Annotated in this window: 12 protein-coding genes and 1 pseudogene; 9 read left to right on the forward strand and 4 right to left on the reverse strand. The window is 53.9% G+C overall.

Annotation, left to right across the window (positions count from 1 at the left end; genetic code table 11):
* Positions 1–2 precede the first annotated feature (2 nt).
* Positions 3–962, forward strand: coding sequence for a DMT family transporter (locus tag MUN86_RS21620; protein ID WP_245120052.1), 960 nt, complete (start codon positions 3–5; stop codon positions 960–962).
* Between the two features lie 258 nt (positions 963–1,220).
* On the opposite strand, the gene MUN86_RS21625 is transcribed toward MUN86_RS21620, so the two are convergent.
* Positions 1,221–2,765 (reverse strand): B12-binding domain-containing radical SAM protein, encoded by a 1,545-nt coding sequence (locus tag MUN86_RS21625; RefSeq protein WP_245120053.1) that lies wholly within the window; start codon positions 2,763–2,765, stop codon positions 1,221–1,223.
* A 570-nt stretch (positions 2,766–3,335) separates the two neighbouring features.
* Positions 3,336–5,099, reverse strand: coding sequence for an amino acid permease (locus MUN86_RS21630; protein ID WP_245120054.1), 1,764 nt, complete (start codon positions 5,097–5,099; stop codon positions 3,336–3,338).
* A 221-nt stretch (positions 5,100–5,320) separates the two neighbouring features.
* Here MUN86_RS21630 and MUN86_RS21635 point away from each other — a divergent pair, with 221 nt between their 5' ends.
* From MUN86_RS21635 to MUN86_RS21650, 4 genes are all read left to right on the forward strand, one after another.
* On the forward strand, positions 5,321–6,031 hold the full coding sequence (locus MUN86_RS21635; RefSeq protein ID WP_245120055.1) for a carboxypeptidase-like regulatory domain-containing protein: 711 nt from the start codon (positions 5,321–5,323) through the stop codon (positions 6,029–6,031).
* Positions 6,032–6,127: 96 nt separating this feature from the next.
* Positions 6,128–6,775 carry a carboxypeptidase-like regulatory domain-containing protein gene (locus MUN86_RS21640; protein ID WP_245120056.1) on the forward strand — a complete coding sequence of 216 codons (648 nt, stop codon included), beginning with the start codon at positions 6,128–6,130 and terminating at the stop codon, positions 6,773–6,775.
* A 127-nt stretch (positions 6,776–6,902) separates the two neighbouring features.
* Positions 6,903–7,103, forward strand: coding sequence for a carotenoid 1,2-hydratase (locus MUN86_RS21645; RefSeq protein ID WP_245120057.1), 201 nt, complete (start codon positions 6,903–6,905; stop codon positions 7,101–7,103).
* Positions 7,104–7,108: 5 nt separating this feature from the next.
* Positions 7,109–8,011, forward strand: coding sequence for a lipocalin-like domain-containing protein (locus MUN86_RS21650; RefSeq protein ID WP_245120058.1), 903 nt, complete (start codon positions 7,109–7,111; stop codon positions 8,009–8,011).
* A gap of 22 nt (positions 8,012–8,033) precedes the next feature.
* Here MUN86_RS21650 and MUN86_RS21655 read toward each other — a convergent pair whose 3' ends face one another.
* Complete coding sequence (locus tag MUN86_RS21655; protein ID WP_245120059.1) at positions 8,034–9,215, reverse strand: ATP-binding protein; 1,182 nt, start codon at positions 9,213–9,215, stop codon at positions 8,034–8,036.
* A gap of 367 nt (positions 9,216–9,582) precedes the next feature.
* On the opposite strand from MUN86_RS21655, the gene hemA reads away from it, so the two are divergent.
* Positions 9,583–10,854: a glutamyl-tRNA reductase gene (hemA, locus tag MUN86_RS21660; RefSeq protein WP_245120060.1), complete on the forward strand. Its 1,272-nt coding sequence runs from the start codon at positions 9,583–9,585 to the stop codon at positions 10,852–10,854.
* 279 nt (positions 10,855–11,133) lie between these two features.
* Here the strand turns inward: hemA and MUN86_RS21665 are convergent, their stop codons facing one another.
* The gene (locus MUN86_RS21665; protein WP_243798306.1) at positions 11,134–11,442 is read right to left on the reverse strand and encodes an ArsR/SmtB family transcription factor; all 309 of its coding nucleotides are present in this window, start codon (positions 11,440–11,442) and stop codon (positions 11,134–11,136) included.
* Positions 11,443–11,693: 251 nt separating this feature from the next.
* On the opposite strand from MUN86_RS21665, the pseudogene MUN86_RS21670 reads away from it, so the two are divergent.
* The 3 genes and pseudogenes from MUN86_RS21670 (at position 11,694) to MUN86_RS21680 (ending at position 14,178) form a co-directional block, all read left to right on the forward strand.
* A pseudogene (locus MUN86_RS21670) lies at positions 11,694–12,922 on the forward strand (Glu/Leu/Phe/Val dehydrogenase dimerization domain-containing protein).
* A gap of 114 nt (positions 12,923–13,036) precedes the next feature.
* Entirely contained in the window at positions 13,037–13,627 is a 591-nt protein-coding gene (locus MUN86_RS21675) for a hypothetical protein (RefSeq protein WP_245120061.1), read from the forward strand.
* A complete protein-coding gene (locus MUN86_RS21680; protein ID WP_245120062.1) occupies positions 13,594–14,178 on the forward strand; it encodes a mechanosensitive ion channel family protein in 585 nt (194 codons plus the stop codon). Before MUN86_RS21675 ends, MUN86_RS21680 begins: the two co-directional genes overlap by 34 nt.
* The last annotated feature ends 122 nt before the right edge of the window (positions 14,179–14,300 follow it).

Raw genomic sequence — 14,300 nt, forward strand, 5'->3', positions numbered from 1 at the left:
TGATGTCCAACTCTCCCGCCCCAGCCGTTACCACGGCTCCTTCTTCGCCACCAGTGTCTCCTCCCCCACCCCACCGAATTCCGGCGTCGGCTTGGGGACTGTTGGTGGTGCTGGCCAGTATTTGGGGTACCTCCTTCATCTTGATGAAGAAAGGCTTAGTGGTATTTTCGGCGCTAGAATTGGGGGCGGCCCGCGTGAGTGTGGCTGCGTTGCTGCTGCTGCCGTTTGCCCTCAAGCACCTAAACAAAGTAGATCGGGGGCGCTTTAAGTGGCTGCTGCTCAGCGGCGTGGTGGGCACTCTGATTCCGGCCTTCTTGTTTGCCTACGCCGAAACCCGGCTTGCTTCGGGACTAGCAGGTGTGCTCAACGCGCTTACGGTGGTGTTTACGTTGGTGGTAGGCGCTGCTTTTTTCGGGCAGAAACTGACGGGGTTGCGGGTGCTTGGCATCGTGCTCGGTTTGGTAGGTACCGTGGTGCTGATGCTACTGGGCGGCAGCGGCGGTGAGGCTACCCCTACTGGCGAAGGCAATGCCTGGTACGGTCTTTATATCGTGCTGGCTACGTTGGGCTACGGCGTGAGCGTGAACATCATCAAGCATCACTTCCATGGTATTCCGGCGGTGGCCGTCACGAGCTTGTTGCTGCTCTTTATCGGTGGTCCGGCGCTGGCCTTCCTGCTGTTCGGCACCGACTTTCTACCTAAGCTAGCTTCCGTGCCGGGAGCTTGGCCGGCCTTCGGCTACATTGCCTTGCTAGCCACTATGAGTACGGCCGTAGCGATGGTGCTTTTCAACAAGCTCATCCAAAGCTCCACCGCTCTGTTTGCTTCTTCTAACACCTACCTAATTCCTATTGTCGCCTTGGGTTGGGGCCTGCTCGACGGCGAAGACTTCAACCTCTGGCACGTGCTCGGCATGGTAATCATCCTAGCTAGCGTGGCTATCATCCATAGAGCCAAGTGAGTGCTACTCCCTAGCTTATTGTTTAAGCTGTTGTTAGTAGAACCATTCAGTTAAAGATCGTCATGCTGAGCGCAGCCGAAGCATCTCGCGTGCTGAGGTTGTGATACTAACTCAATGATTCGAGCGAGATGCTTCAGCTGCGCTCAGCATGACGACCTTTTCCACCTTTACATGACAATTGATGATACAAGGTCGCACACCTGATGCGGCGGTAAGCTCAGTATGACGCCCCTTCTTGCTGCAGTTCTTTTGCGCTAGCTACGCCGTCAGAGCGGCGCCGTTTTTCTTGTGCAGATAGGCGTTTTGGTTGTGGTCTATAGCTCCTTTCGGCAACCATTCCCACCAACTACCCAAATCGTTTTGGATGATCTGCTTGTAGAAGGCAGGCAACTCTTGCGACTCTCCTTCGAAATACTGCCGGAAGCCTCTATCGTGTATCAGATTTTGGCGCACTTGCTTGAAGAAGCGCAGCCGGCCGTAGCCCTCCGACGAGATGGCCCGCATGGTGTTCATCCACTTGGAGGCGCGGGAGGGCGAGGCCATGTAGCGGCGGTAAATAGCTTTCTTCGAGAACGTGTAGGCGGTGAGGTCGATGACCTTGTCGTAGAAATCCACCCACTCGTAGTTGGCGGGCTTCACGTTCATCGCCAGGTGGTTGTTGAGGAAGTGGAAGGGAAACGGCAGCACCCGGTTGTTTTTCTGGTAGTCGAGGTTGAGTGGGGCCGCTTCGCCGAAAGCACTCAACAACGAGTAACCCGGGAAAGCTGCCGGCGCTAGATCCACAAACCGTTTGGTTAGCTCGAACGGCTCGTCGCCAGCGTCGCTGTCGAGGCCAAGCACGAAGTTGGTTTGCACGTACGGCACGTACTTGAACATCAGGTTGACGTGCTCGGCCACGCGCCGCACCTTTTCCTCGCCGGCCAGCCGCGAAGTGCGCGACTTATTACCCAACTCGTACCACGATTCAACGCCCGGCAGCAGCGCCTCAAAGCCATGGTTTTGCAGCACTTTCAAGTGGTCTTCGGTGAGGATAGACAAGCTGCTTTCTGCCAAAAAGCGAAAGCTCTTGAGCGGGGCCGCCGCCTCAATGGCGTCCATGGTTTCGTGGAACCGGACGCCGAAGTTGGGATCGTGCCAACCCACCACAGGTTTCTTGAACTTGGTGAGCAGAAAGCGTAGATCTTCCTTGATGATGTCGACGCTCATGGGTTGATAGTCCACGGTGGCATCAATGCAAAAGGCGCAGGTGTAGGGGCAGCCGACGCTGCCAATCATGGGCACCATTTTCAGCACCGGCGCTTTTTTCAAGGTCGGCTCGATGAACTTCCACCGCTCCCGCACACCCGGCAAATGGCTCGGTTGCTTGCCCGCCGACAGGTGCTTGCCCTCGGGGCGCTGCGGCTGGCAGTTGTTGAGCACCTCCTGAATGGTGCCTTGGTTGGTGAAGCCAAGCACGAAATCGAAATACTGCACCGCATCATCCGGATAGCACCGAGCGTGCGGACCGCCGAGCACCGTTACGGCACCTTGGCTGCGGAAGTAATTGCTGAGTGCATAGGCTAGCAACGCCGCTTCGGTGAAGGCACTAATGAACACCAAATCAACGCCTTTGGGCAATTCTTTCCGCAAGTCTTCCAGGCCGGTGTAGCAAATCAGCTTCACGTCGTGCCCTTCCTCTTCGCACCAAGTAGCCACTACTTGAGGCATAATGCTGGCTAGATTAGCGTGCATGGCGCGGGCCCACAACGTGGTGGTAGGCCCTTTGCAAACTAAGTCGATAACCCCAATCTTCAATCGTGCCATGTCCTTAGAATGCAAATACTACTAGTTGAGATACAGCAAGCTAGGGTTTTAATTTAAAGTCAATAAGTATATATAAATTCTAATATTAAGTAGAGGTTAAAAGGTCTACGCTGAACAGCTTAAGCGCAAGACTGCAATTAGGCTAAAAGAGCCTTACGACCTTACTATAGCTATTTGGGTGTTTAACCACATGAGAAATTCGGTAACACGCATGTGCCAAATCTTTTCCTTTGGGTTGAAAAATTCTGAGGTGCAGAAAGGCGTATTGTAATGCCTATGCAGGTTCGGGTGCTATTTGCTGCCAACTGATTTCAGCATACCGTTTGCATCTCCTCACTCTGTTTCAGTGAGCCAACTGGCACAGCGTCGAGTTAGTAGTGTATGTCTCAACTTCGGTAGTCTGAGGCCGCCGAATTTTGAGCTTGCAAAGACAATTTTAGAGGAAGATAGCAAGGGCAAACCAACAGGCACCAAGGCAATTGGCGGCAATAAGCAAGTTAGAATACACGAAAAACCCGACACCTGAAACAGGCAGCGAGTTCGAACACTTTGTGGTTGCCAATAGGTAGCTTAGCGGCCGGCTGGCATATGCTTCAGCCGTAATTTACTGTGCTTGAAACCGTAGTTGAAATACAAGGCGAGGCCGATAATCAGCCAGCCGAAAAACAGCAGCCAGTTGTTCACACCGAGTTGCGTCATGAGGTACAGATTGGTCAGCAGGCCAAGCGTAGGCAATAGTGATAGGTGCTTGCGGAACGAAAGCCAGGCCAATGCCACGCAAAACAGCAGAAACACTAGCATCGGAATGTAGTGACGGGCTTCTTCATACCCACTGCTCAAGGCTTTCTGGAATTCTTGTAAGCCGGCTTGGTTGTAGGTAAACACCAGCACGACACCAACTAGCATTAGGAGCGGTACCAGAAACTGCCCGTTGATGTACGGCACCTTGAAGCGGGCATCCGACTTCCCATACGGGTCGATGATGAGAATGCCGCCGCACACTAGCGCAAAGGCGAACAGCGTCCCGATACTAGTCAGGTCGATGACGAGGTCCATGTTCAGGAGCATGGCCGGCACGCCTACAAAGAAGCCCGTAACGACGGTGCTAAAGGAGGGCGTGTGAAACTTGGGGTGCACCCGAGCAAACACCGGTGGCAGCAATCCGTCGCGGCTCATGGTCATCCAGATGCGAGGCTGGCCAATTTGGAACACGAGTAGCACCGACGCCATAGCGAAGATGGCACTCACGGCTACCACGCCGGCCAGCCAATTCAACCCTACTTTCTGGAACACAAACGCCAGTGGGTCACCCACACCTAGCTCGGTGTAGCTCACCATACCCGTGAGCACCAGCGTGATAATCACGTAGAGCACCGTACAGATAATGAGGGCATAAATCATGGCCCGGGGCAAGTCGCGCTGTGGGTTCTTGCACTCCTCGGCGGTGGTGGAAATGGCGTCGAAGCCGATGTAAGCGAAGAACACCGCCGATACGCCTTTCAGCACCCCGCCAATACCGTTCGGGGCGAAAGGGCTCCAGTTGCCGGGGTTCACGTAGAATACGCCCACGCCAATAACCACGGCTACCACGGTCAGCTTGAGCAGCACCAGCAGGTTGGAGGCGTTTTTCGATTCCTTGATACCAATGTATACCACGGCTGTGATGAGCAGCGTAATCAGGCCAGCCGGCAAATCAATAACGAGCCGCAAATCACCTGGCAATTGCGGCGCCGCGGCCCATGCCTGATACCCTGCTAATTGCGTGGGTGTGGCGTCGGCCAAGGGCTTACCAGCTTGCATCAGCTCCAGCACCTCGTTGTAGTGCTTGTGGGCGCTTTGCATGCCCATCGTTAGCCAAACGGGGATGTGCACCCCAATACCATCCATGAGGCCCGTAAAGTAATCCGACCAGGATATAGCCACCACGATGTTGCCGACGGCGTATTCCATGATCAGCGCCCAGCCAATTATCCAGGCGGCCAACTCCCCAAACGAGGCGTAAGCATAGGTATAGGCCGAGCCACTAACAGGGATAGTGGCGGCAAATTGCGCGTAGCACAACGCCGAAAATGCGCAGGCCACGGCCGTAAACACAAACAGCAGCGACACGGCCGGTCCCCCATCATGAGAGGCGTTGCCAATGGTGCTGAAGATACCTGCCCCGATAACCGCCGCAATGCCCAACGCCGTCAGGTCGCGGACGGTGAGGTGCCGGGCGAGGCCGCCTCCGGGCGAGTGCCCATCGGCGTCGACGGGCGGGTTAAGCAACAGGTCGTCGAGGTTTTTGCGGCGGAACAGGCCGGTCAGGCGACTAGGAGGAAGAGGTGTAGACAAAGCAGGAGAACGTATGAAAGGGCAAAAGATACAGAATAATGCGGCGGAGCTGCATATCTGGACTTCGGATGATCTTCACTCAAGGACGCAACCCAAACAGTAGCAGCGGCACCACCTCTTTAATTTTGGTCTGATTTTTAGATAGATTATCCCAGTACTGCTATGGATTTTGGTTGGAGCCAGCATCTAGCAAGTAGTTCTATTTTCCAACTCCTATCCCTATGGCCTTCTCTGTTCCGTCGCCCTGCCCCACATCTTGGGCAGCCATGACACCCACCGCGCACGGCCGCCACTGCGGCAGCTGTCAGCACGAGGTAATCGACTTCTCCGGCATGAGCGAAGCTGAGGTAATCGCCTGGCTAGCTCAACCTGCGGCCGGCAAAGTTTGTGGGTATTTTCGGGCTGGTCAGTTTGCAGTGCCACCCACATCACCCACACCGTCGGCGCCGCGCTGGCGTCGCTGGTTGGTAGCTGCCGTTGCCTTGTTGGGACTAAAGCCGCTGCTAGCTGCCGACGCCGCAACTGGCTTCTCGTCGCTTCGTGCTGTACCCCGTCCTACCGAACAAACCGACGCACATGCTACGGCCCCCAAAGGTCAGGTCACTATCCAGGGCCGCGTACTCGACGATTCTACGGGCTTAGGCGTGCCGGGTGCTGAAATCTTTATCGGTGACACCAAGTACGGAGCCGTGACCGACGAGCAAGGCAACTTCAGCTTTACGATGCTACAGAAATGGGCGCCCGTGCAGAAGAACAGCGTGCAACTACGGGTGCAAGGCAGCCCCTTTGTGCACAAGCAGCAAGTGGTACCCACGAGAATTTCGCCTGCTCCTGCCCCACTTCTAGTGCGGCTGAAGTCGGTGCCTGGTCGGGGCAAGATTATGGGCCGGATCATGCGCCACGACCCACCGATGAAACCGCCACTGCAATAGGCACGAACTTCGGATGGTGGCATCAAAATAAAAGTAGAACTGCGTGTGGAATATAACCGGCCTCGGCATCAACTAGGTGAACCCAACGCCTAGCCGATGTCAACCCGTACTACACTCACCATTCCAACGCCCTGCCACCAGAACTGGTCCGCTATGACTGCCACCGCGCAAGGCCGTCACTGCGCCGCTTGCAACAACGTAGTGGTAGATTTCACGCAGAAAACCGACGCCGAAATTCTAGCTCTGCTTGGCCAAGCCAGTTCAACCTGCGGCCGGTTTCGGGAAGATCAGCTACAGCGGCCGTTGCTTCCGTCGCCAATGCCGGCTTCGCACTGGCGGACTTGGCTAGCTGCTACGGCGGCAGTGCTCGGGTTGTCATCCGTAGTAGCGCCAGTTGCACAGGCTCAACAAAGCCCGCCGACAGAACAAGCAGTCAAGAAAGGAAAGATAAAGGCGCCGCTACGCAGTGAGCCAATACCACTTGGGGCACCCTTGGTGGTGCGAGGACGAGTTGTGGATAAAAAGACCAAGAATGGCTTACCAGGCGTAACTGTTTTAGTCAAGAACACTACTGTTGGAGTGTCTACAAATCCGGATGGCACCTTTGAATTACAGATTCCGGCCTCTGTACCCCCTATCAGACTTTGGCTTTCTTTTACGTTGGCTATAAGAGCGAGGAAAAAAGCCTGGAGACTTGTTTGGGGCAAAATACCTTTATTGGCTTGGCCATGGATACTCAGGTAATGGGGGCGGTTGTCGGGTATGATGTCAAACCCTGGCCTTGGCATCCACGAGCTATGTGGTATCGCCTTCGATACGCTTTTAACCGCTAAGACCAAACCTTTCGGCCCCAAAAGCCTTATTGCGGGGTATGAAGAACCTGCTCCTTACTATTTCCATCCTGCTATTTACAGCCACCGGTTGCTCCCTCAAACCCACTAATAAGTACGACGTTCTGGCCGAGCGGGCACAACTGCCGCAAGAGGAAGCCGTGCACAAGCAAAACTCCCTGGAGTGGTGGTATTTCACCGGCCACCTGCGCGACAAAGCTACCGGAGAGACTTTCGGGTAGAATACGTGTTTTTCCACTTCAACGTCACGGGCAAGAAGGATTGGCAAATGGTCAACTTCGCCCTCACCGATCCGCAACAGAAGCAGTTCCGCTACGACTACAAAGTGGAGCGTTTGCCGCAGTTGCTGGCGGCTAACTTGCCCCTCAACCTAGCTACCCAGAAGAAAGACCAGCGTTGGACGCTGAGTGGGCAGGAAGGCCGCTACCACTTGCAGGCCCGTATGGCTGCCCATCCCGATCAAGCCATCAACCTGACTACCACTCCCGCCAAACCCGTTCTGCTGCACAGCGGCACTGGCTACGAGAAGTATGGCCCCACTGCCACCGCGGGCTACTACAGCTATCCCCGCCTCAGTGCTAACGGCATCCTAGAAATAGGTGGCAAAACCCGCCAAGTTGAAGGCGAATTGTGGTATGACCGGCAATGGAACTGCAACAGCGTCACGACCAAAGATCTGGGATGGGACTGGTTTAGTATTCAGTTGAATGAGCCGCAAGAGGAAATCATGGCCTACCAGCTCTACAACAAAGGCACTGGTCAGCACATTGGTGGTGGCTCGCACTATGGCGCGCAAGCCCAGAACACTCACCTCAACGAAAGTGATTTTCAGCTGGAAACTACCGACTATTGGACCAGCCCTAGTTCTCGGCTGCGGTACCCCAGTAAGTGGCGCCTGCGCATCCCCAGCAAAGGCTACGATCTTACCATCACGCCCGTCATGCCTAATCAGGAGCTAACGCTTAAGCTGTTTGCTGGCATCAAGATGCACTATTGGGAAGGCATGTGCCGCGTAGAAGGCACGCACAATGGCAAGCCCGTTACCGGCAATAGCTACGTCGAAATCACCAACCGCAGCGAAGCCAAGAAAGCCCGCGAAGCTTCCGAGACAATAACTGCCAAGGAATAGCAACTGCTTTCACGAGCCTATTCTAACCTTTCAATATCAAGCGAAAAGTAGTGCCGCGGCCCACCTCACTCCACTTCACGAAGAGCTTACCTTGGTGATAGTTCTCGATGATGCGCTTTGCCAAAGCCAGTCCTAATCCCCACCCGCGTTTTTTGGTAGTATAGCCAGGTAAGAACACCCGGTCGATTCGGCTTTTTGGGATGCCTTTGCCGGTATCGGTAATGTCGATGGCAATGGATTTTTTGTCGCGCACGGGGCGGCGCAAGTGCAGCGTGATACTACCGCGGCCATCCATAGCATCGACGGCGTTCTTGCAGATATTCTCGATCACCCAATCGAATAGCGGGATGTTGAGTAGCGCGGGTGTATCAGTAGGCAAGTCGGTTTTTATTTCGAAGATCACCTTTCTCGATACGCGACTTTGCAGATAAGAAATAGCGTTTTGAGTGGTGCGCAAGATGTTCTCAGGCTTGAGCACCGGCACCGAACCAATGTTTGAGAAACGCTCGGTGATAATCTGCAGCCGTCGGATGTCTTTGCTTAGCTCTTCTACAATAGGCTCATCCTTAAACCTTTCGCTCTCACTTAGGTAGGTTTGCCAAGCCATCAGGCTGCTAAGTGGGGTACCAAGCTGGTGAGCCGTTTCCTTAGCCAAGCCCACCCATACCCGGTTTTGCTCGGAGCGCCGCGAGTAGCTAAAGGCGAAGTAGGCGATAACTCCTAGGCAGGCAATAACTGCCAACTGCACCAGCGGATACGTCCGTAGCTGGGCCAGCAACGCCGAGTCTTTGTAGTAGATGTAGCCCCGTTGCGGCCCGCCTAGCTCGATGATGATGGGAGGGTGCTGCAGCTTCATCACCGAAATTTCGCGCTGCAAAAAAGCCCGGGTTGCTTTCTCGCTTAGCCCCTTCGGAATATTAACATTCTTAGCATCTACTATATCTCCATCGCCGTTGGCCAGCACAACAGGAATGGTGGTATTGGCGTCAATAATCTCGTCCATCAGAAACGACAGATTCGACTCTTCTTCCGTGTTGATAATGTAGCGCTGGGTTTTGGCGTAGAGCGCAATTTGCTGCTGTTCACGCTCCGATACGCGCTGCACCAGCACGTTGGTATAGATGACGGTAGCGGCCGCAATAAGCAGTGCAACTGCTATAATAAGCAGCTTAATGCGGGTTTTCTGGTCGTAAATGGCTATCAAGGACGTAAGGAAGGCGACGAGAGATGAGGCGACCCGTAAGGAAGGGTCAAAGCAACCATATGGTCTGCCAGTACGAGTAGTCTATCAGAACGGGTGCTGCACGAAGGTACAACTCCTGCTATTGCGGGGTATATTACCTCACAAAGTCGCCGTACAGAGGAGGTTGAAGTGGCCAAAAACGTCGTTGTTACGCGTCAGAATGGCGTTGTTAGCAACTATTTTCAGCAGCCTATCAACGTAAAATGTCGCTTACAAGTGTCTTACCGGTAATTTAAACTTTCTCTGAACCACACGGTCCTCGTCGCTGTTTTCATTCTATCGATTTGTGCCGTAATTTTGCCGCCTGCAATTGCAGTTGCCATTCGCTATGCCTCACCCCTTTAAGGCCGTTAGTCTGTCCTTCAAGAAAGCTCCCCTCGAAATCCGGGAGCTGATTGCGCTGGATGAAGCCGCCTGCCGCCGCTTTCTGCATACCCTTCATCACGAGTTAGCCCTCACCGATTTGCTGGTACTCAGCACCTGCAATCGGACAGAGGTATACTACGTTGCCGACCGTGACCAGAGTCCGGCCATCATCGAGGCGCTGGGCGAACTCAAGAATTTGGCAACTGTTAGCCAGTACTATCCTTACTTCGATATTCTTGATTCTGCCGACGAGGCTGTGCAACACCTCTTTGAGGTTGCCATGGGTCTCGATGCGCAAGTGGTCGGTGACTTGCAAATCAGCAACCAAGTGAAGCAGGCCTATCAGTGGTCGGCTGATGAGGATGCGGCCGGGCCGTTTCTGCACCGGCTCTTGCACACGGTATTTTTCACCAACAAGCGCGTACAGCAAGAAACCTCTTTCCGTGACGGGGCTGCTTCTACTTCCTACGCTGCGCTGGAACTAGTAGAAGAACTCACCGCTGATGTAGCCAACCCGCGAGTACTGATTGTTGGCCTAGGGGAGATTGGTGAAGATGTGTGCCGCCACTTCGGCGACAGTAAGTTCTTCACCGACGTCACAATCTGCAACCGCACCCGCTCGAAAGCCGCCATCTTGGCTGCCGAGTGCGGCCTCAAGATCCTGAACTTCGAAGACTTGGCGCAGGGCCTCAAGGAGGCCGACGTGATTATCTCGTCCATCAACGCGCCTACCCCCTTCTTCACCCGCGAGTTGGTCGCTAACCTCGATGTATTGAGCTATAAGTTCTTCATTGACCTCTCGGTGCCGCGTAGCATAGAGAGCGACGTAGAAACTGTACCGGGCGTGCTGGTTTACAATATCGACTCCATCCAGAGCAAGGCCTCAGCCGCATTAGAGCGCCGTTTGGCTGCTGTACCGCAAGTGCGCGCCATCATTGCCGACAGCATTGCTGGCCTTAATGACTGGAGCAAGGAGATGCTGGTATCGCCAACCATCCAGAAACTGAAGAATGCGCTAGAGCAGATTCGGCAGGAAGAAATGGACCGTTTCCAGAAGAAGATGAGCCCCGAGGAAGCCCGCCGCATGGACGAGGTAACGAAGTCGCTGATGCAGAAAATCCTCAAGCATCCGGTCATCCAGCTCAAAGCGGCTTGCAAGCGCGGCGAAGCCGATCAACTGATCGACGTTCTCACCGACTTGTTCGACTTAGAAAATCAGCCAACGGTAGCTTAGCTGCTTCTACCAAAGCAAACGCGCCCCTGTTGCTCGCGAGCGACAGGGGCGCGTTTGCTTTAGGGAATTTATATCCTGCCTAATAATGCAGGTGTCATTCCCGCCCACATGCGGTTCAGACAAAGTTTGCCAAGATTTGCTTCAGCTTCTTAGATCGAAACAACAGTTGATTGCAGGCATTTGCAACGCAGAAGCTTTCAACATTGCTGAACTCAGTGCCAATGAAAAAAGACCGTCAGATGGCGGTCTTTTTCAGGTTTTCGCAAGCTTGCGCTTGTATTACATGGTGTCGCAGCACTCCTCGAGTGAATCAATCACATCGAGCAACTTAGGAATGGAAAGAGAGTAATAGATTTTGGTACCCACTTTGAACGAGGACAGGATGCCACGGTCTTTCAGAGTAATCAAGTGCTGAGAAGCAATTGCCTGGGGCAAATCGAGCGTACGGTAGATTTCCGTAACAGTCATTTTGTCTTCTTTACCAAGCAAATCTACTATGGCCAACCGTTTTGGGTGAGCCAATACTTTAAGCATGGCAGCGGCCTTATCTACTTTTTTGGATTCTACGCGTGAGAGCAAAGGTTTCATACTGATGGACAACGGTGGCTGAAAAACGAAAAAGAGCAGTTCCGTCAGGAATATAACTAATACGATATTTCTGATGGAAAGAGTTCCTATGAATGAAAATCCCCCAAAAAAAATTTGGGCCCCTCCCTACTCTAACGTGCGAGGTTCCAAAACAAGTGCATTAGAGGCTCCAAGACCGGAGGCTCTACGGGAGCTGCGTACCTTTGTTCTCTTAAAACATACTTTTTCCGTCCCACCCCAAAATTTTTTACATGAAAGATCTACTCGCCAAGTTCGAAAATAAGCGTCCGGAAATAGTTTTTGAGTGGAAGGATGCCGAAACCGAAGCAGAAGGCTGGGTGGTAATCAACTCGTTACGGGGCGGGGCGGCCGGCGGCGGGACTCGCATGCGCAAAGGCCTCGACAAGCGGGAAGTAGAAAGCCTGGCCAAAACGATGGAAGTGAAGTTCACGGTATCGGGGCCGGCTATCGGCGGCGCTAAGTCGGGTATTAACTTCGATCCGCAGGACCCTCGCAAGCGTGGTGTGCTGGAGCGGTGGTATCGCGCCGTTATTCCGCTGCTCAAAGCGTACTACGGCACCGGCGGCGACTTGAACGTAGACGAAATTCACGACGTCATTCCCATCACCGAAGACTATGGCCTTTGGCACCCGCAGGAAGGCATTGTAAACGGGCACTACCGCGCTACCGAGCCACAAAAGATTCAGAAGTTAGGTCAACTGCGCCAAGGCGTGGTGAAAGTACTGGAAGATGCCAGCTTCACGCCCGACCTGCGCCGCAAGTACACCGTGGCCGACCTGATTACGGGCTATGGCGTGGCCGAAGCCGTACGGCATTATTACGAACTGTGGGGCAGCCGCTCGGTGGTAGGCAAGCGCGCCATTGTGCAAGGTTGGGGCAACGTGGGCGCGGCTGCGGCCTACTACCTAGCCAGCCAAGGCGTGCGCATTACCGGCATCATCGACCGGGCGGGCGGCTTGTTACGGCCCGAAGGCTTCACGCTGGAAGAAATTCGGACGTTGTTTCTGAACAGAGTCGGGAATGCACTCACAGCTCCCAATCTGTTGTCGTTTGACGAAATCAACCAGCAAATTTGGCAATCTAGGGCGGAAATATTTATTCCGGCGGCCTCGTCGCGGTTGGTTTCGCGGGCGCAGGTAGAGCAACTGATTGCAGGCGGTTTGGAGGTGATTTCGTGCGGGCCAATGTGCCATTTCAGGATTCAGAAATCTTCTTTGGCCCCACCGGCGAGTTTGCCGACCAGCATACTTCCGTTATCCCCGATTTCGTGGCTAACTGCGGTATGGCTCGCGTGTTTGCCTACTTAATGGAAACCAACGCCGAAATCACCGACCAAGCCATTTTCGGCGACACGTCCCGCGTGATCCGCCAAGCACTGGCCCGTACTCGTCAGCAAGGCGACGATACTACCAGTTTGGCGCAGAAGTCTTTTGAAATGGCTTTGCGGCAGCTTGTATAAGTTTAATGCAAGTGGTACGGTTTTGGCAATGGCCAGCAGCTTGATAACTAAAGGAATTCAACTGCTAGCCTATCCGTTTTGTACTACTATTTATTGTTCATCAACTACTGTAAAATGACCCTGCACGAATTTCTGAACTATCGTTTCCTCGGCAACGATGTGCGGTCTTATTTGTGGTGCGTAGGCATTCTGCTCTTTGGCTTCGCTTTCAAAACCTTGCTGTCGAAGCTGCTATCGAGGCTACTGTTCCGGTTCATCCGTACCAAGACAGAAGGAGTGGCGGAGCACCACTTTCATGCCTTACTGATTCAGCCACTGTCAGTAGTCATCTTTCTGGTAACCACCTACTTCGCGTTTCAAGTACTCGATTATCCGGTGCGTAGCGACGAGATAACGCATAATGAGCCGGTGGTGCAGGTGTTTTTCTTTCGCTTGTTTCAGCTTGCCGTTTTTTCGGGTGTCGGCTGGATCATGTTGCGCATCATTGACTTCGCCGTGATGGTGTTTCAGCGCCGAGCCGAAGCCACCCCCTCGCACCTCAACAACCAGTTGATACCCTTCGCCAAAGACTTGCTGAAAGTATTGGTTATCACCCTCACGTTTTTGGTGATGTTGAGTCGGGTGTTCGGCGTGAACGTAACGGCCTTGATTGGGGGCTTGGGCATTGGGGTTTGGCTGTTGCCTTCGCTGCCAAAGAAAGTTTAGAGAACCTGATTGCCTCATTCACCATCTTCCTTGACCGGCCTTTTGCAGTAGGCGAGCTGGTGACGGTTGGCGGCATTACGGGCACCGTGGAGAAAGTAGGCTTCCGCAGTACCCGGCTGCGCACCGCCGAGAAAAGCTACGTGACTGTGCCCAACAAGAGCATGATCGACAAACCCCTCGACAACCTCTCGTTGCGGACCGCTCGGCGCGTGAGCTTCACGCTGAACCTGAGCCAAACTACTACCAGTGAGCAGCTTCGCGCCATTGTTGAAAGCGCCCGCGCTGTTATTGAAGCGCACCCGTTGGTAGAGGACCCGGCCGAGGTAAAGTTCGCCGCTCTTACGCCCACTGCCCGGGAAGTAACCGTGCAGTACTTCGTGCACACCGACAGCTACGTCGAATATCTTGACGTGAAAGAGGCGTTAAACTATAGCCTGATTGAAGTGGTAGAGCAGCACGGTGGCCAATTTGCCAACACTGGCACTACCATCGTGCAGCTCGCCAACCCAGCGGATAGCCTCAACCCAGCTACTCCTTCCTTGAGGAGCTAACAGCACCGGCTTTGCGCACACGAGCGTCATTTATGGCTCACTGAAGTGCCAAATGCTAGGATGCTAGGAGTTCGTGAGGTGGTTGTACCCATAAGCCTGGACCTACTACAATGACTGATGCC

The sequence above is a fragment of the Hymenobacter volaticus genome, from assembly GCF_022921055.1.
In the GTDB taxonomy this organism is placed as follows: Bacteria; Bacteroidota; Bacteroidia; order Cytophagales; family Hymenobacteraceae; genus Hymenobacter; species Hymenobacter volaticus.